Origin of the sequence: Actinoallomurus rhizosphaericola, assembly GCF_024055675.1 — a bacterium.
GTDB classification, from domain to species: Bacteria; Actinomycetota; Actinomycetes; order Streptosporangiales; family Streptosporangiaceae; genus Actinoallomurus; species Actinoallomurus soli.
Genome location: NZ_JAMXMW010000008.1, coordinates 168,284 through 185,433 on the forward strand (window position 1 = coordinate 168,284; position 17,150 = coordinate 185,433).

The 17,150-nt window shown below is 72.2% G+C and carries 16 protein-coding genes; 11 read left to right on the forward strand and 5 right to left on the reverse strand.

Annotation, left to right across the window (positions count from 1 at the left end):
* Positions 1-61: 61 nt before the first annotated feature.
* Complete coding sequence (locus NE234_RS19700; protein WP_252781921.1) at positions 62-565, reverse strand: VOC family protein; 504 nt, start codon at positions 563-565, stop codon at positions 62-64.
* Between the two features lie 86 nt (positions 566-651).
* A complete protein-coding gene (locus NE234_RS19705) occupies positions 652-1,419 on the reverse strand; it encodes a pirin family protein (protein WP_252781922.1) in 768 nt (255 codons plus the stop codon).
* A gap of 122 nt (positions 1,420-1,541) precedes the next feature.
* Between NE234_RS19705 and NE234_RS19710 the strand changes: the two genes are divergently transcribed.
* Complete coding sequence (locus NE234_RS19710) at positions 1,542-2,015, forward strand: MarR family winged helix-turn-helix transcriptional regulator (protein ID WP_252781923.1); 474 nt, start codon at positions 1,542-1,544, stop codon at positions 2,013-2,015.
* 25 nt (positions 2,016-2,040) lie between these two features.
* Here NE234_RS19710 and NE234_RS19715 read toward each other — a convergent pair whose 3' ends face one another.
* The gene (locus NE234_RS19715) at positions 2,041-3,291 is read right to left on the reverse strand and encodes a GDSL-type esterase/lipase family protein (protein ID WP_252781924.1); all 1,251 of its coding nucleotides are present in this window, start codon (positions 3,289-3,291) and stop codon (positions 2,041-2,043) included.
* A 325-nt stretch (positions 3,292-3,616) separates the two neighbouring features.
* Between NE234_RS19715 and NE234_RS19720 the strand changes: the two genes are divergently transcribed.
* Positions 3,617-3,850 carry an EF-hand domain-containing protein gene (locus NE234_RS19720; protein ID WP_252781925.1) on the forward strand — a complete coding sequence of 78 codons (234 nt, stop codon included), beginning with the start codon at positions 3,617-3,619 and terminating at the stop codon, positions 3,848-3,850.
* Between the two features lie 100 nt (positions 3,851-3,950).
* On the opposite strand, the gene NE234_RS19725 is transcribed toward NE234_RS19720, so the two are convergent.
* Positions 3,951-4,667 carry a chitinase gene (locus NE234_RS19725; protein WP_252781926.1) on the reverse strand — a complete coding sequence of 239 codons (717 nt, stop codon included), beginning with the start codon at positions 4,665-4,667 and terminating at the stop codon, positions 3,951-3,953.
* Between the two features lie 290 nt (positions 4,668-4,957).
* On the opposite strand from NE234_RS19725, the gene NE234_RS19730 reads away from it, so the two are divergent.
* The 9 genes from NE234_RS19730 to NE234_RS19770 all read left to right on the forward strand — a co-directional run bounded on the left by NE234_RS19730 (position 4,958) and on the right by NE234_RS19770 (position 15,424).
* Positions 4,958-6,310: an NtaA/DmoA family FMN-dependent monooxygenase gene (locus tag NE234_RS19730; protein WP_252781927.1), complete on the forward strand. Its 1,353-nt coding sequence runs from the start codon at positions 4,958-4,960 to the stop codon at positions 6,308-6,310.
* Entirely contained in the window at positions 6,307-7,503 is a 1,197-nt protein-coding gene (locus NE234_RS19735) for an LLM class flavin-dependent oxidoreductase (RefSeq protein ID WP_252781928.1), read from the forward strand. Before NE234_RS19730 ends, NE234_RS19735 begins: the two co-directional genes overlap by 4 nt.
* A gap of 91 nt (positions 7,504-7,594) precedes the next feature.
* A complete protein-coding gene (locus NE234_RS19740; protein ID WP_252781929.1) occupies positions 7,595-8,713 on the forward strand; it encodes an LLM class flavin-dependent oxidoreductase in 1,119 nt (372 codons plus the stop codon).
* A 31-nt stretch (positions 8,714-8,744) separates the two neighbouring features.
* A complete protein-coding gene (locus NE234_RS19745; protein ID WP_252781930.1) occupies positions 8,745-9,224 on the forward strand; it encodes a flavin reductase family protein in 480 nt (159 codons plus the stop codon).
* Between the two features lie 14 nt (positions 9,225-9,238).
* Entirely contained in the window at positions 9,239-10,837 is a 1,599-nt protein-coding gene (locus tag NE234_RS19750; RefSeq protein ID WP_252781931.1) for an ABC transporter substrate-binding protein, read from the forward strand.
* Between the two features lie 3 nt (positions 10,838-10,840).
* On the forward strand, positions 10,841-11,800 hold the full coding sequence (locus tag NE234_RS19755; RefSeq protein ID WP_252781932.1) for an ABC transporter permease: 960 nt from the start codon (positions 10,841-10,843) through the stop codon (positions 11,798-11,800).
* Complete coding sequence (locus NE234_RS19760; protein ID WP_252781933.1) at positions 11,797-12,720, forward strand: ABC transporter permease; 924 nt, start codon at positions 11,797-11,799, stop codon at positions 12,718-12,720. Before NE234_RS19755 ends, NE234_RS19760 begins: the two co-directional genes overlap by 4 nt.
* Positions 12,717-14,408 carry a dipeptide ABC transporter ATP-binding protein gene (locus NE234_RS19765; RefSeq protein ID WP_252781934.1) on the forward strand — a complete coding sequence of 564 codons (1,692 nt, stop codon included), beginning with the start codon at positions 12,717-12,719 and terminating at the stop codon, positions 14,406-14,408. Before NE234_RS19760 ends, NE234_RS19765 begins: the two co-directional genes overlap by 4 nt.
* The gene (locus NE234_RS19770; protein WP_252781935.1) at positions 14,405-15,424 is read left to right on the forward strand and encodes an LLM class flavin-dependent oxidoreductase; all 1,020 of its coding nucleotides are present in this window, start codon (positions 14,405-14,407) and stop codon (positions 15,422-15,424) included. Before NE234_RS19765 ends, NE234_RS19770 begins: the two co-directional genes overlap by 4 nt.
* A 43-nt stretch (positions 15,425-15,467) precedes the next feature.
* Here NE234_RS19770 and NE234_RS19775 read toward each other — a convergent pair whose 3' ends face one another.
* A complete protein-coding gene (locus tag NE234_RS19775; protein ID WP_252781936.1) occupies positions 15,468-17,060 on the reverse strand; it encodes a purple acid phosphatase family protein in 1,593 nt (530 codons plus the stop codon).
* Positions 17,061-17,150: the final 90 nt, after the last annotated feature.

Sequence of the window (17,150 nt, forward strand, 5' to 3'; positions counted from 1 at the left end):
TCACGCCCGGCCCGGCGTTCCTCCGCCGCGGCCCGCCCGTCGCCGGCGGGCCGTCCGCTCGTCACAGCACCTGGTTGCCGTACATCTCGCCCAAGGGGTCTGCGATCAGCTCGATACGGGCGCCGTCGGGGTCGCGGAAGTAGACCGAGACCTCGCTGTGGACGACGTGCTCGACGCCGGCCTCGTCCAGGCGGCGCACGATCTCCTCCCAGCGCGCGGGCTCCACGGAGATCGCGCAGTGGTGGAGGCCACCGAGGACCTCGGCGTACGGGCCGAGGTCGAGGCCGGGGAAGTCGAAGAAGGCGAGCAGGTTGCCGTTGCCGATGTCGAAGAAGAAGTGCGAGGAGCCGGGGTAGTCCCGGTTCTCGATCAGCTCGGTGAGCGGGAAGCCCAGCACGTCCTGGTAGAAGCGGATGGTGCGCTCGACGTCGCTGCTGATCAGGGCGGTGTGATGCAGGCCGCGTGCCGTGGACGGAGGACGTTCGGCGGCGGGGCGGAGATGAGCGTCACGGATGCGCTGCCGCTCGGCCTCGATCGCGCCGAGATCGGTCGGGGTGTCGGTCATGGTCTCCTCCGAATCGGGATGGTGGTGGTTCCCTGCCCGCGGGCGGGGGATGGACTCCCCGCCCGTGGACGGTCGTGCGCGGCCGGTCAGGCGGCGATCGTGGCGTGCATCTCCCACACCAGGATCTCCGCCGGCTCCGTCGCGGTGACCCGCTGCCCGCCGACGGCGGTGAAGCGCACGGCGTCACCGGTGCCGAGCGGACCGGCGTCCTCGAGGTTCACGGCGCCGCGTGCGACGAACAGGTGCAGGAACGGAGCGTCGGGGAGCTCGGCGGTCTGACCGGGCGCCAGACGGGCGGCGTACAACGCGGCGTACCGGTTCTTGATCCGGATCGCGGCCTCGCCGTCGTGCCGCTCCATCCCGGAGGCGACGGGGACGAGCGCGCCGGAGGACAGCAGCTTCTCGTCGATCTCGAGCTGCTCGTAGCCGGGGGTGATGCCGGCCTCATCGGGCACCACCCACATCTGGACGAAGTGCACCGGCTCATCGTGCCGCTCGCCCTGCAGATGCCAGGAGTCGTTCTTCTCGGAGTGCAGGATGCCGGTGCCGGCGCTCATCCGCTGGGCGAGACCGGGGTAGATCACCCCGTTGTGGCCGGTGGAGTCCTGGTGGACCAGCGAACCGCGGAGGACCCAGGTGACGATCTCCATGTCACGGTGCGGGTGGGTCTCGAAGCCCATGCCGGGAGTGACCACGTCGTCGTTGTTGACGAGCAGCAGCCCGTGGTGGGTGTTGCGGGGGTCGTGGTGATGCCCGAAGGAGAACGAGTGCTTCGAGTCGAGCCAGCCGATCTCGGTCTTGAAGCGGTCGTCCGCACGGCGGACGTCGATCTGCGGGCTCATCGGGGTGCGCATGAGGTGGCCTCTCATTCGATCGTCGAGGTAGATGATGCATCATCTAGGCCGCCCAACCCACATGACACGTCATATATTTCCCTCGGTACGAGACGTGTCATCCACGATCCGAAGTGGGGCTCATGAGCGGCACCCGGTGGCTCGACGACGAGGAGCAGCGCGCCTGGCGTGCGTTCATCCGCATGCACGGGCGACTGACCGCCCGGCTCAACCGGCAGCTGCAGACCGACTCCGGGCTCTCACTGGCCGACTACGAGGTGCTCGTCCAGCTCACCGACGCCCCGGACGGGCGGCTGCGGCCGTTCGAGCTGCAGCGGGGCCTGCAGTGGGAGCAGAGCCGCCTGTCCCATCACCTCACCCGGATGCAGCGCCGTGGCCTGGTGACGCGGGAGGAGTGCGACGAGGACGGCCGCGGCGCCCTCATCGCGCTGACCGACGAGGGCCGTCGCGCCATCGTCGCCGCCGCCCCGGGGCACGTCGAGACCGTACGACGCCTGTTCCTCGACGGGCTCACCCGCGACCAGCTCGCCACGCTCCGGCAGGTGTCCGACCAGGTGCTCGCCCGGCTCGACACGGGCGCCGACACCGGCGACTGACGCCGCGGAGCAGCCGCCGACGGCGTCAGTGGCCGGGCAGGCCGAACGCGGACAGGTCGATCGACCGGCCGAGCCGCAGGTCGCCGGCGGCGTTCGGGTGGTAGCAGTCGTGACGCCAGGGTTCGTAGATCACGGTGGGGTCGTCCGGATCGCGGAGGACGGCGTCGAAGTCCAGGACGGCGTCGAACGTCCCGGACGTGCGGATCCAGGCGTTCACCGCGAGCCGGGTCTGTTCCCGGGCACTGCCGGCGGTGTTGCACATCGGCAGGATGGTGGCGCCGACGATCCGGTGACCGGCGCGGTGCACGCGGGCGGCGATGCCGCGCATCGCGTCGATGACCTGCCGGGCAGGGGCGGACGGCGCGTACGTTCCGCCGCCGATGTCGTTGGTCCCCTCGAGCAGCAGGACGTAGCGGACGCCGGGCAGCGACAGGACGTCGCGGTCAAGCCGCTCGGGGGCGGGAGGTCCGCAGCACTGGCCCGTCGGGTCGTACGGGTTCGGCTGGACGCTGACCGTGTTGCCGCTGATTCCGGCGTTGGCGACGGCGAGCCGCCGTCCGGGCGGCAAGGCGTTGATCCGCTCGGCGAGCACGTCGGTCCAGCGCGGGCCGCCGCCTTCCGCGTTGTAGCCGTCGGTGATGGAGTCGCCCAGGGCGACGATCGTGCCGTGCGCCGGCGACACGGCGCTGACCGCGTCGGCCCACCACAGCGTTCCGGGCTGGAACTCGCCGAAGGCCGTCCCGGTCACGTCCGATCCCGCGTCACCCGCGGTCGTCGACAGGAACGAGCCGGGAGTGTCGGCCTGCGGCGGCGGGAAGGTGTGGTCGTCGACGGGGGCGCCGGGAGCGTAGACGCTCACCGAGACGTGGTCGCCCGGCCGTACGCGGATGGGGAGAGGGTCGGTCCAGGCGCCGGCGCCCGGCGCGATGCTGACGGTGCGGGCCCCGTGGAACGTGGCGTGACGGTCCGAGCCCGGCCTCAGCGCCGGGGAGTCGGAGGACGGCTGCAGGCCGACCCACACCGACCGGACGTTCACCGGGCCGTCGCCGAACGGATTGCTCAACCGCACGCGCAGCCGGGTGCCGGAGGCGGTGACGGTGAGGACGTTGCGCACGGTCGCGTCGGGGGAGGTGCCGTGGACGCCCTCCAGCGCGGACTCCGTCACGGTGATCGACGGGGACGCCGGACGGGGCGGGGAGGCGCTCGCCGTGGTGCCGGAGGCCAGGAGCACGGCACCGGCCGCGGCGAGGATCGCGGGCAGTCGAAGCGTCATCATCAGGTTCTCCGTCGACAGGGGCCCGCAGGGGGTCAGCGGCGTACCGGCGAATATGTTGCGCCCTGCAACATAACTCCGTGCTTCGCGCGCCAGAAGACCCTTGGGCGGCGCATTCTCCCCAGCAGGTGCCTCCCGCGCCACGGGCCGGCCTTCATCCGCCGGACGACCTGCGGGTTCGGGGGCAGGCCGGTGGCCGGCCTGGCTGATTCCGGCCACGGCCGTAGCCGGGCGAACGTGAAAGACGGGCTTCTTCCCGCCTGCGGGCGGTCGTACTCCCGGGGATCGTTACGATCAGGGATCACGGTCGCTCTGGTGGAAGGGAATCATGTCCGATCAGTACGAGGCGGTGTTCGCTCGCTACGACACCGATGGGGATGGGCGGCTCACCGTGGACGAGGTGACCGCGGCGATCGCGGGGATGTTCCCGGCGGCCGAGGTGGACGACCTGTCGGGGATCATCAGGGCGTTGTTCGCCCAGTACGACACCAACGGCGACGGGTTGCTGTCGGCGGCCGAGTTCGTACCGCTGGCCCAGAACCTCCCCGAGCTCGGTTCGTAGGACCGGCCGCGCGCGCCGACGACGCGTGCGCGGCGTTCCTCGGCGGCGGGCTGGTTCCGTCGCCGGGGGCGCCGAGGCGCGGACCGGACCGGGGCGGAGGTCAGCAGGACAGGTTCCGGCCGGCGCTGACGCCGAGGATGCCGGCGAACCTCTTGTAGAGGTCGATGCGGTTCTGCCGCTGGTCCGGATTCTTCCCGTCGCACTCCAGGGCGCCGTTGATGGCGCGGATCGTCGCTCCGAAGCCCCTGTCGTTCACCATGGCCTCATGCGGGGTCATGGTGCCGGCGCCCCTCTGGGTGTTCCAGAACCACAGACCGGTCCGCCACGCGACGGCGGCGTCCCTCTCGACCCGGTAGGGGTCGTGCAGCAGGTCGAGGTGCAGGGCGTCGCCGGCGGCCTTGTAATTGAAGTTCCAGCTCAACTGCAGCGGGCCGCGCCCGTAGTAGGCGCTCGCGCCCGCCGGGCAGCCATAGGGCCGCGTCCGGTCGCAGTAGTGGCCGTAGTTCGCGGTGTTCTGCTCGACGACGTACCTGAGGCCGCCGGTCTCGTGGCCGACGTTGGCGAGGAAGGCCGCGGCCTCGCGCCTTCGCGTGACGTCGTCGCCCGTCCTCGCGAAACCCGGGTAGGCGCGCAGCGCGTCGGTCAGGCCCTGGTAACCGTAGAAGGCGTTGCGGCCCGGGAACATCGCCTCGAACTGCGCCTGGCCGACCACGAACGCGGCGGCGTCGGTCCGGGTCGCGCTCGTCGCGGCGGCCGCCGGGCCGACCAGGGCCAGAACGCCCGTCACGGCGACTGAGATCACGGGATGTACGGGCATCTCTCCTGCTCCTCGCGCAGCGTGGACCGACCGCTGAGAGACCGGTCTTCCGGTGGTGCGGCCGGACGACGAATGATCCGTACGCGACTACCATCTGTAGCAGAGATGCTCCCGATCGTGACGCTCCGGTGAGCGTGTCACGTCGTGGCGCCCCCCCTGATCGCCCATAACGGTCATTCTTCCACTCCTAAGTATCTTGACCGGATTAGTAGGACATTCCTAAGATTTCCCTACCTTCTCGATCGAGTTAGTCGAGATCGTGCAAGACCCCTGACAGGGAGAGGTGTCCGATGACACGCAGACAGGTGCACCTCGCGGCGCACTTCCCCGGCGTGAACAACACCACCGTCTGGGCCGACCCCCGGTCCAGAAGCCAGATCGACTTCGACTCCTTCGTCCACCTCGCCCGTACCGCCGAGCGCGGTAGGTTCGACTTCTTCTTCCTCGCCGAAGGGCTCCGCCTGCGCGAGCTCAAGGGCCGCATCCACGACCTGGACGTCGTCGGGCGGCCCGAGTCCCTGACCGTCCTGTCCGCCCTCGCGGCCGTCACCTCCCACCTGGGCCTGGCCGCGACCGTCAACTCCACGTTCAACGAGCCGTACGAGGTGGCCAGACGGCTCGCGACGCTCGACCACCTGAGCGGCGGGCGGGCGGCCTGGAACGTCGTCACGAGCTTCGACGCCTTCACCGGAGAGAACTTCCGCCGCGGCGGCTACCTGGAGGAGGCGGACCGGTACTCCCGCGCCGCCGAGTTCCTCCGGACGGCCCGGGAACTGTGGGACTCCTGGTGGCCCGGCGCCGTCGCGGCCGACCCCGCACGCGGCGAGTTCGTCCGGTCCGGCGGCGTCGGGACCTTCCGCCACCGGGGACGGCACATCGCCATCGAAGGGCGCTTCAACGTGCCGCGCGGGCCGCAGGGCCACCCGGTCATCATCCAGGCGGGCGACTCCGAGGAGGGCCGCGAGTTCGCCGCCGCCGACGCCGACGTCATCTTCAGCCGGCACAGCCGGCTGGAAGAGGGCCGGGCGTTCTACAAGGACGTCAAGGCCCGGCTCGCCAAGTACGGCCGGCGGCCCGAGGACCTGAAGATCCTCCCCGCGGTGACCTATGTCCTGGGCGACACCGAGGAGGAGGCCGCCGAGCGCGCGGCGGAGATCCGGCGGGCGCAGGTCAGCCCGCAGAACGCCATCGCCTTCCTGGAGGGGGTCTGGGGCCGGGACCTGTCCGACATCGATCCGGACGGACCGCTGCCCGACATCGAGCCCGACTTCGCCGAGGGCGTCTCCAAGGGCCGCGCCCAGTTCCGCGGCGACCGCAGGGCGACGGTCGAGCACTGGCGGGAGGTGGCCCGGGAGAAGCGGCTCACCGTCCGCGAGCTGGTCATCGAGGTCACCGGTCGGCAGACCTTCATCGGCACCGCGCGGACCGTCGCCGACCAGATCGACGAGTTCGTCCAGACGGAGGCCGCGGACGGCTTCATCTTCGTGCCGCACCTGACGCCCGGCGGTCTGGACGACCTGGTCGACAAGGTCGTGCCGCTGCTCCAGGAGAAGGGCGTCTTCCGCGCCGACTACACCGGGCCCACGCTCCGGGACCACCTCGGCCTCGCCGCCGCGCCGTACCGTCAGGAGGCCGTCCTGTGACCCATCTTCACCTCGCCGTCGCACTGGACGGTGCCGGCTGGCACCCGGCCGCATGGCGCGCGCCGGACGCACGGCCGGAGGATCTGTTCACCGCCGGATACTGGGCCGACCTGGTCACCGAGGCCGAACGCGCCCGCATCGACTTCGTGACCTTCGAGGACTCCCTGGGCCCGCAGTCGTCGGCCTTCGACGGCCCGGACGACCGCACCGACCAGGTACGGGGCCGGCTCGACGCCGTGCTGCTGGCCGCCCGGATCGCGCCGCTCACCTCCCGGATCGGGCTGGTGCCGACGACGAGCACCACCCACACCGAGCCGTTCCACGTCGGGATCGGCATCGCCACGCTCGACCACGTCAGCCGTGGCCGGGCGGGCTGGCGCCCGCAGATCTCCGGCCGGGCGAGCGACGCCCGGCACTTCGGCCGCCGTGAGTTCCCCGAACTCCGCCCCGGCGCCTGGAACGACCCGGACCTCGCCGAACACGTGCGCGCCCTGTTCGCCGAGGCCGCCGACGCGGTCGAGGTCGTCCGGCGGCTGTGGGACAGCTGGGAGGACGACGCGGAGATCCGCGACGTGGCGACCGGCCGGTTCGTCGACCGCGACAAGCTCCACTACATCGACTTCGAGGGCGCGTACTTCAGCGTCAGAGGCCCCTCGATCACGCCCCGGCCGCCGCAGGGACAGCCGCTCGTCACGGCGCTCGCGCACGACGAGGTCCCGTACGAGTTCGCCGCCGGGGGAGCGGACGCCGTGTACGTGACCCCGCACTCCCGCGACCAGGTCGCGGCGATCATCGGCCGGGTGCGCGCCGCCGAGGAGCGCGTCGGCCGATCCGGTGAGCCGTTGAAGATCTTCGCCGACCTGGTCGTCCTCCTCGACGACGGCACCTCCACGGCACGGGCCCGCAAGGACCGGCTCGACGAACTCGACGGCGCTCCCTACTCCTCGGACGCCCTCGTCTTCACCGGGACGCCCACCGGCCTGGCCGACCTGCTCCTGGACTGGCGGGCCGCCGGGCTCGACGGCTTCCGGCTGCGGCCGGCGGCCCTCCCGCACGACCTGACCGCCATCACTCAGGGGCTGGTTCCGGAGCTGCGGCGACGCCGCGCGTTCCGCGACGAGTACGAGGCCGGGACCCTGCGCGGCCTGCTCGGCCTCGGCCGACCGGCCAACCGGTACGCGAGGACGTCGTGACGCCCATCCGCCGGCGCGGGACGCCGGCCGACGCGACGCTCCCCACCCGCCGGCGCGGGACGCCGGCCGACGCTCGCGAGGAGCGGTGACCATGCCCGTACCCCTGTCCATCCTGGATCTCGCGCCGGTTCCCTCCGGGGGAACGGTCCGCGACGCGCTGCGCAACACGATCGACCTGGCCCGGCGAGCGGAGGAGGCCGGCTATCACCGGTACTGGCTCGCCGAGCACCACCTCGCACCGGGAGTCGCCAGCTCGGCTCCGGCGGTGCTCATCGGCCTGGTCGCGGCCGCCACCAGCCGGATCCGCGTCGGTTCGGGCGCCGTCCAGCTCGGTCACCGGACACCCCTGGCCGTCGTCGAGCAGTTCGGCACCATCGACGCCCTGCATCCCGGCCGGATCGACCTCGGCCTCGGCCGCTCCGGGCAGCGCAACGCCGAACTCGCCCGCGCCGCGCGCACCCCACCACCGGTGCGCGAGCCGAGGGTCGTTGACGGCCTGCTGATTCCGCGTCCGTACTCGTTCGCGGCGCTGGCCGGATCCCCGCTGTTCGCGCTGTCCCGGGCGCTGCTGCAGCAGCCGGGCGCAGAGTCGCCGGACTTCGCCGACCAGGTCGACGAGATCATCGCGCTTCTGTCCGGGACCTACCGATCACCCGAAGGCCACGAGGCGCACGCCACCCCCGGAGAGGGCGCCGATCCGCAGCTGTGGATCCTGGGCAGCAGCGGCGGGCAGAGCGCCCAGGTCGCAGGCGAACGCGGCCTGCCGTTCGCCGCGAACTACCACGTCAGCCCGGCCACCGTCCTGGAGGCGGTCAACGCCTACCGGGAGGCTTTCAAGCCGTCCGAGGTGCTCACCGAGCCGTACGTCCTCGTCTCGGCCGACGTGGTCGTCGCCCCGGACGACGACACCGCCCGCCGGCTCGCCTCTCCGTACGGGCTGTGGGTGCGCAGCATCCGCAAGGACCTGCGGGCCGTTCCGTTCCCCACACCCGAGGAGGCCGCCGCACACGAGTGGACGGAGGAGGACCGGGCGCTGGTCGCCGACCGGATCGACACGCAGTTCGCCGGCTCGCCGGCGACGGTCGCCGAACGCCTCCGGGTGCTCCAGCGGGTGACCGGCGCGGACGAACTGCTCATCACCACGATCACCCACGACCACGCCGACCGGGTCCGTTCCTTCCGGCTGCTGGCCGAAGAGTGGAACGCCTGAGCCGGGTCCGCACCGGAGAGAGGGGATCAGCATGACCGCAGTGCGACTGGAGTTGCGCCGGGTGTACGGCGCGTATCCGACGGGTGTGACGGTGGTGGCGGGTCTGGTCGGTGGGCGGCCGGTGGGGATCGCGGCGAGTTCGTTCGTTCCGGTGTCGCTGGATCCTCCGCTGGTATCGGTGTGCGTGGCGCACACCTCGACGACATGGCCGTTGCTGCGCGGGCTGCCGCGGATCGGGATCAGCGTGCTGGGCGCGCATCAGGAACCCGTGGGACGACGGCTGGGGTCGCGCGAGGGTGACCGGTTCGCGGGCGTGGAGTGGCGCGCGACGGAGGACGGGTGCGTGCTGATCGAGGGCGCGGCGGCGTGGTTCGACTGCGCGATCGAGCAGCAGGTGCGTTCGGGCGATCACGACATCGTGGTGTTCCGGGTGCGTGATCTGGACGCGCGGGCCGAGGTCGCTCCGCTCGTCTTCCACGCCAGCGGCTTCCACCGGCTGAGCCGGGCATGAGGAGGGGATCCCCCATGAGACGAAGCACGTGGGTGCCCGCCGCCGCGGTCGTGGTCGCCATCGGGACGACGGCCGCGTGCGGCTCCGGCGGCGGCGACGCCGCCGGCACCGGCGGTCCGAGGACCGGCGGCACGCTCACCTTCGCGGTGGGGTCGGACGCCGGCTGCGTGGACCCTCAGCAGGTCGGCAGCAACGACACCATCTACTCCGTACGCCAGCTCGTGGACTCACTGACCGACCAGGACCCGTCATCGGGCCGGATCGTGCCCTGGCTCGCACGGAGCTGGCAGGTCGGCCCCGACGCGCGGACGTTCACGTTCCACCTGCGTCCCGGGGTGACCTTCAGCGACGGCACGCCGCTGACCGCCGCGGTCGTCAAGGCCAACTTCGACGCCGTCCCCAAGCTGGGGGCCCTCGGCCTCCTGGCGGAGGGCTACCTGAGCGGCTACACCGGCACCACCGTCGTCGACGACCTGACGGCGAAGGTGACGTTCAAGCAGCCGAACGCGCAGTTCCTCCAGGCCACGGCCACGCACTCGCTCGGGATCGTCGCCGAGGCGACCACCCGGAAGACACCGCAGCAGCGGTGCGCCGAGGGTGTCGTCGGCTCCGGCCCGTTCGTGCTGTCCAAGTACGTCCCGAACCAGGAGATCGCGCTGGCCAAGCGCCGGGGATACGCCTGGGGCTCCTCGCTGTGGCGGAGACCGGGCGAGGCGTACCTGGACCGGCTCGTGTTCAGGATCCTGCCCGAGTCGGGCGTACGGACCGGCGCGCTGCAGTCCGGGCAGGTCGACGCGATCGGCAGCGTCGGGCGCGCCGACGAGGCGGCGCTCAAGGCGTCCGGCGTCCACCTGCAGGCCCGCGCCAACCCCGGGATCGTCTTCGGGCTCAGCCCGAACAACGCCCGGTCCCCGCTGAACGACGAGAAGGTCCGGCAGGCGATCTCCCTGGCGATCGACCGCCGGCAGATCGCCGACACCGTCTTCCCGGCCGGCACTCGGCCCGCCACCAGCGTCCTGGCCCACACCACGCCCGGCTACACCGACCTGTCGGCGATCCTCGCCCACGACCAGGCCAAGGCGGCGGCCCTGCTCGACCAGGACGGGTGGGCGCCCGGGAGCGACGGCGTCCGGCAGAAGAACGGTGCGAAGCTGCGGCTGACCGCCACGTGGTTCGCGAACGCCGGCACCAACCAGCCGACGCTCGAACTCATCCAGCAGCAGCTCAAGGCCGTCGGCGTCCAGCTCGACCTCAGAGAACTGCCGATCACGCAGCTCGTCCAGGTACAACAGAGCGGCGGGTTCGACCTGCTGTGGGGGAACATCACCCGCGCCGACCCGGACATCCTGCGCAGCACGTTCTCCACGCACCTGGCGAACACCTACCACCTGCCGAAGACCGGGCTCGACGCGGTCCTCGACGGGCAGGCGGCCGCGGCCGACCCGGCGAAGCGCCTCCCGGTCGTGGCGCAGGCACAGCAGGAGATCGCCCGGCACGCGTACACCATCCCGGTCGTGGAGCTGCAGACCGAGCTGGGGGTGGCGAGGAAGGTCCACGACCTGCGGTTCGACGCCTCCAGCCGCATCCAGCTGCACGACACCTGGATCGGCTGACCGATGCGCCGCTACATTCTGCGACGTCTCGCGCAGGCGGCCGGCGTGCTGTGGGCCGCCTACACGGTGTCGTTCCTGGTGCTCGACTACCTGCCCGGCGACCCCGTCTCGGCGATGGCCGGCCAGGGAGCCGACCAGGGCGCCGTCGACCAGGCGCAGCTCGCCCGGCTGAAGGCGGAGTACGGCTTCGACAAGCCGGTGCTGGTCCAGTACGCCGACTACCTCGGCAAGGCGGTGCGCGGCGACTTCGGCGACTCGGTCTCCACCGGCCGGTCCGTCACCTCGACCATCGCCGACGCGCTCCCGCAGACGCTGGAGCTGACCGGCACCGCGCTCCTGCTCGCGGTGGTCTTCGGGGGCGGCCTGGCGCTGCTGGCGACCTGCACCTCGCTGCGCTGGCTGCGGCAGGCGCTCCTGGCGCTGCCGCCGCTCGGCGTGTCCGTCCCGGTGTTCTGGGTGGGATTGATGCTGGTGGAGCTGTTCTCCTTCCGGGTCCACCTGTTCCCGGCCTTCGGCAACGCCGGAGCGCGCGGCCTGGTCCTGCCGGCCGTGACGCTGGCGGTCCTCAGCGGCGCGGTGATCGCCCAGGTGCTCTCCAAGAGCCTGTTCACCGCCCTGGGCGAGCCGTACGTGCAGACGGCGCGGGCGAAGGGCGCCGGGCGGGCTCAGATCCACTTCAGGCACGTGCTCCGCAACGCGTCCCTGCCCGCCCTGACGGTCGTCGGGGTCCTGGCCGGGCAGCTCATGGCCAACTCCGTGGTGGTCGAGACCGTCTTCTCCCGCAACGGCCTCGGACGGGTCACCGCGAGCGCGGTGGCCACGCAGGACCTCCCGGTGATGCAGGGCGTCATCGTGTTCGGATCGCTGGTGTTCGTGCTCGCCAACCTCGCCGTCGACCTGATCTATCCCCTGCTCGACCCGCGGATCGTCGTGGTCGGCGCCGGCCGCTGGAGTTTCCCATGAGCCGGACCCTGGACGAGGACCTGGTGGCCGAGGCCGCCCTCGGCGGAGCGGTCGGGCCCGCCACCGACGCGTGGACCGCGCACCGCCGGTTCGACCTCGTGCGTACGGGGCGGTTCCTGCTGCGCCGCCCCGGACTGATCCTGTCGATCCTCATGGTCGCCGTGGTCGTCACGGCGTCGTTCGGGCCCGGCCTGTTCACCGCGCGCGACCCCCTCACCGGAACGCCGTCGCAGGCGTTCCGGCCGCCGGGCGCCGCCCACTGGTTCGGCACCGACGAACTCGGCCGCGACCTGTTCGCCCGGGTCGTGCACGGCGCCGCCCTCTCGCTGAAGGCGACGCTCATCGCGGTCGCGGTCGCGTTCGTCCTCGGCGGGCTGCTCGGCCTGCTGGCCGGGTTCGCGGGCCGCTGGGTCGAGGACGTGCTGATGCGGTTCGTCGACGTTCTGCTGTCGATCCCCGCGCTGTTCCTGTCGCTGGCCCTGGTCACCGCGCTCGGCTACGGGACGGTGAAGGTCGCGGTCGCGGTCGGCGTCGCCAGCGTGGCGACGTTCGCCCGCGTGATGCGGGCCGAGGTGCTGCGGGTGCGCCAGGCCGTCTTCGTCGAGGCGGCCGGCTCCTGCGGCGTGCGATGGTACGGCGTGCTGGCCCGGCACGTGGTGCCGAACGCGATCGGCCCGGTCCTGGTGCTGGCCACGCTGGACTTCGGGACGGCGATCCTCGCGGTGTCCTCGCTCAGCTTCCTCGGGTACGGCGCGCCGCCGCCGGCACCCGAGTGGGGCACCCTGATCTCCGAGGGCCGTAACTACCTGGCGAACGCCTGGTGGATGACCACCCTTCCCGGGCTGACCATCGCCGCGACCGTGCTGGCCACGAACCGCATCGCCCGCGCTCTGGACGGCGAGGCGGCGAGGGCCTCATGACCAAGGTGCCGCTGCTGGAGATCCGGGACCTGACCGTCTCCTACCGGACCAGGACCGGCCGGCTCACCGCCGTGCGCGGCGTCGACCTCGACGTCCACCCCGGCGAGATCGTCGCGCTCGTGGGGGAGTCGGGGTCCGGCAAGAGCACGACCGCGCACGCCGTTCCCCGGCTGCTCGCCGGCAACGCCGTCATCGACGCCGGGCGGATCCGGTTCGCCGGACAGGACCTCACGCGGCTGTCCGAACGCGGGCTCCGGGCCGTACGCGGCGCGCGGATCGGCCTGGTCCCGCAGGATCCGACCGTGTCGCTCAACCCGGTGAAGCGGGTCGGCGAGCAGGTCGCGGAGGTGCTGCGCCTGCACGGCCGGTCCACGCGCCGCTCCGCGTTCCCGGACGCGGTCGCGGTGCTGGAGCGCGCCGGCCTGCCCGACCCGGAGGTACGGGCCCGGCAGTACCCGCACGAGCTGTCCGGCGGCATGCGGCAGCGCGCGCTGATCGCGATCGCCATCGCCGCCTCGCCGGAACTGATCATCGCGGACGAGCCGACCAGCGCCCTGGACGTCACGGTGCAGCGGCGGATCCTCGACCATCTCGAGCATCTGACCGGCGAACTCGGCAGCGCGGTCCTCCTCGTCACCCACGACCTCGGCGTGGCCGCGGACCGGGCGCGGCGCATCATCGTGATGTCCGAGGGGCGCGTGGTCGAGGCCGGCCCGGCGCGGCGGGTGCTCGACGACCCGCAGGACCCGTACACCCGGCGGCTGCTGCGGAGCGCGCCGAGCCTCACCGCCGTCCGGCCGCGCGTACGGCCGCCCGCGACGGCTTCGCCCTCGCCCGAGGCGGCGCCACTGGTCGTCGCCGAGCATCTCGTGAAGGAGTTCCCGCTGCCGCACCGGCGGGGAACGGCGCGTACGGTGCGGGCCGTCGACGACGTCGGCCTCACCGTCCACCGCGGCCGGACGCTGGCTCTGGTCGGTGAGTCGGGCTCCGGCAAGTCGACCACGGCCCGGCTCGTGCTGCGCCTCGCCGAGCCGTCCTCGGGACGGATCGTCTTCGACGGGGAGGACGTCACCGCCGTACGGGGCACGGCGCTGCGCCGGCTGCGGCGCCGTGCCCAGCTCGTCTACCAGAACCCCTACGCCTCGCTCGACCCGCGGTTCTCGATCGGGGAGGTGATCACCGAGCCGCTGCGGGCGTTCGGCATCGGCGACCGGGCCTCCCGCACGGCCCGCGCACGGGAACTGCTCGACCGCGTCGCGCTCCCGGCCTCGACGCTGGACCGCCGGCCGGCCGAGCTGTCCGGCGGACAGCGGCAGCGGGTCGCGATCGCCCGCGCGCTCGCGCTCGAACCCGACCTGGTGGTGTGCGACGAGCCGGTCTCGGCGCTGGACGTCTCCGTCCAGGCACAGGTGCTGGAGCTGCTCGCCGAGCTGCAGGCCGAGACCGGTGTGGCCTACCTGTTCATCTCCCACGACCTCGCCGTCGTCCGCCAGATCGCGCACCGGGTGGCGGTGCTCCAGGGCGGGCGCGTCGTCGAGGCCGGGCCGACCGAGCAGATCTTCGGCGATCCGGCCCATCCCCACACCCGCGAACTGCTGGCCGCCATTCCCGGCCGGAGAGCCCGCGCCCGTACGAACCCCCCATCGACCGGAGGACCGGACATGACCCCCGCCGGAACCGACGCATGACCACGATCCGTTCGCTCTCCTTCCTCAGCCCCGGCAACTATCCCGACGACGACCCGTACACCGGGCTGGAGGCGACGCTCCGGCTGTTCGAGTTCGGCGAGCGCGAGGGGTTCGACGGCGCCTGGATCCGGCAGCGGCACCTGGAGCACGGCGTCTCCTCGGCGGCCGTGTTCCTCGCCGCCGCGAGCCAGCGGACCACGCGCATCGAGCTCGGGACCGCGGTGATCCCGATCGGCTACGAGAACCCCTTCCGGCTGGCCGAGGACCTGACGACCGTCGACGTGCTCGCCCGGGGCCGGCTGCAACCGGGGTTCAGTACCGGGATGCCGCACGCGGACCTGCTCGGTGACCTGGTGCACGACGGCGACTGGCGTTCCCACGACCTGTCGTACGGGCGGATCGGCCGGCTGCTCGACAACCTGCGCGGTGACTACCTCGGCGGCCCGGACACCGTCATCCACTCGCCGGGGAACGTCCAGCGGCCACGGCTGCAGCCGCGGAGTCCCGGGCTGCTGGACCGGATCTGGTACGGCGGGGGCAGCCTGCGGTCCGTCCGCTGGGCCGCGGAGAACGGACTGAACCTGCTGACCGGCAACATCGTTCAGGGCGAGGGCACCGACGACTTCGTCACCGCGCAGCTCGCGCTGATCGAGGAGTACCGCCGCCTCCTGCCTCCGGGCCGGCCCGGCCGGGTGGCGCTGGGCCGGGTCATCGTGCCGCTCGACGGCGCGGACGCGGCGACCCGGGAGCGTTACCGCCGCTACGCGGCGAGCCGGCACGAGCGCACGCTCGCGCCGCAGGGGGAGCGGCGGATGCTCTTCGCCCCCGACCTCGTCGGCACCGCCGAGGAGATCGTCGAACGGCTGCGCGCCGACCGGGCCGTCGCCGCGGTGTCCGAACTGCGCCTGGAGCTGCCGTACGAGTTCGATGAGAAGGACTACGAGCAGATCCTGCACGACGTCCGCACGCTGATCGCCCCGGAACTGGGCCGGCGGCCCACGGGGGACCGCCGGTGACGAGTGAGCCCACGGCGGTCCCGACCGCCGTGGGCTCCGTCGCTCACGCCCGGTGGCCGCCGCGGGGCTTGCGGAGCACGAACCGGTCCAGCTCCTGGTAGTCGGCGGAGCCGAGGTCGGCGCCGTAGTGCGTGACGGTGATCTCGGTCTTCCCGCCCGGGGCGTGCGGCTCGAAGTCGAACGCGGCGAAGCCGTACGGCCGCTGCAGGTCCCGGTACGCGGACCAGGGCGCCGGCTCGGTCGTCGTCTTGGACGCGCGCTGGGTGGTCGGGTCGCCGGGGCCGACGTCGTAGATCACGACACCGTCGTGCGGCGAGTCGAACGCCGACCACGGCGTCGCGGAGGAGTGCCCGCCGCCACCGATGATCATGTGGACGGCGCCCTTGGTGGTGTCGATGACCGAGGCGTTGGTCTCCTGCGGCGCCGGCGTGAGCAGCGAGCTGCCCGGCAGCACTCCCTTGACGGGGAACGTGCGCTCGAAGTGGTGCTCGTGCCCCGCCACGACGAGGTCCACGCCGTACTTGTCGAAGAGGGGCAGGAACTCCTGGCGGATGCCCAGGTCGGCGCCGTTGAAGTGCGCGGAGGACATCGCGACCTGATGCATGCAGACGATGATCCAGTCGATGCCGGGGTCCTCGCTCGCCGCGCGGAGCGTCCGCTCCAGCCAGGCCTTCTGCGCGCCGTGGCTGTAGCCGCGGATGTAGGGGTCGTACCCCTTCGCCTTGTAGCCGGGGACGTTGTCGCGCCGGTAGGCGCTGAACGCGCCGTCCTGCAGGCACACGTCGTCGTTGTTGATGGAGATCACCCGGATCGGGCCGACCGTGAAGGCGTACCAGTTGCCGGCGAACTCCCGTGACCCGTTGCCCGGCAGGGTGAACCGGGTCTGGTACGACAGGTAGCCCTCCGGGCCGTTGCCGACCTCGTTCTCGTGGTTGCCCTGGCAGGGCATCCACGGACGGTTCCGCGCCGAGCGCTGGTTGTTGTTGAAGAAGGACTGCCACGTCTGCACGGGGGCGTCGCTGAGGTTCGCGTAGCACAGGTCGCCGTTGAGCAGGTGGAACAACGGGTCGAGGCGCTCCACGGCGTCGACGATGTAACCGGCGTTCGCCGTCGCCGGGCCGAGCCCCTTGCCGACCTTGGCGGGGATCGCCTGATCGCCGAAGCTCGTGAACCGGAAGCCCTTGGACCGGCCGTGCGGCGCCGTGCGGAACGACCCGCTCAGCGGCGCCGCGCCGCGGTGCGCCACCTCGTACTCGTACCGGGTGTCGGCGGCGAGCCGGGGCAGGACGGCGTGGTAGGTGAAGACGGTCTCTCCGGTGAGGGCCTCCGTGTAGACCCGCTCCTCGGCCGGGATCTCCAGCCCGAGCCCGTGGGCCGGCCTGCCGAGCCGGACCACCGGGCGACGGACCCGCTGGGGCGCGGCCCAGGACACCGCCATCTCATGGGCGGCGTCCGCGCCGAACTGCAGGTGCAGTTGTTCCGGCGCGGGTGCTCCGGCCTCATCCGCCGTGGTCACCAGCGCGGCGGCGCTGCCGGCCCGGCCCAGGACGGGCGCGGCGACGGCCAGGCCGCCCAGCCCGCGTAGAACCTGCCGCCGGGCGACCTCGTTGGACGACTCGTTCGGGGACTCGGCCATCAGCACTCCTTGTCATTCGATACCGGGAGCACGATCGCCGTCGCCGGTGATCGACGAGTGAACCGGCCCTCTCGGGCACGTGAACAGTGT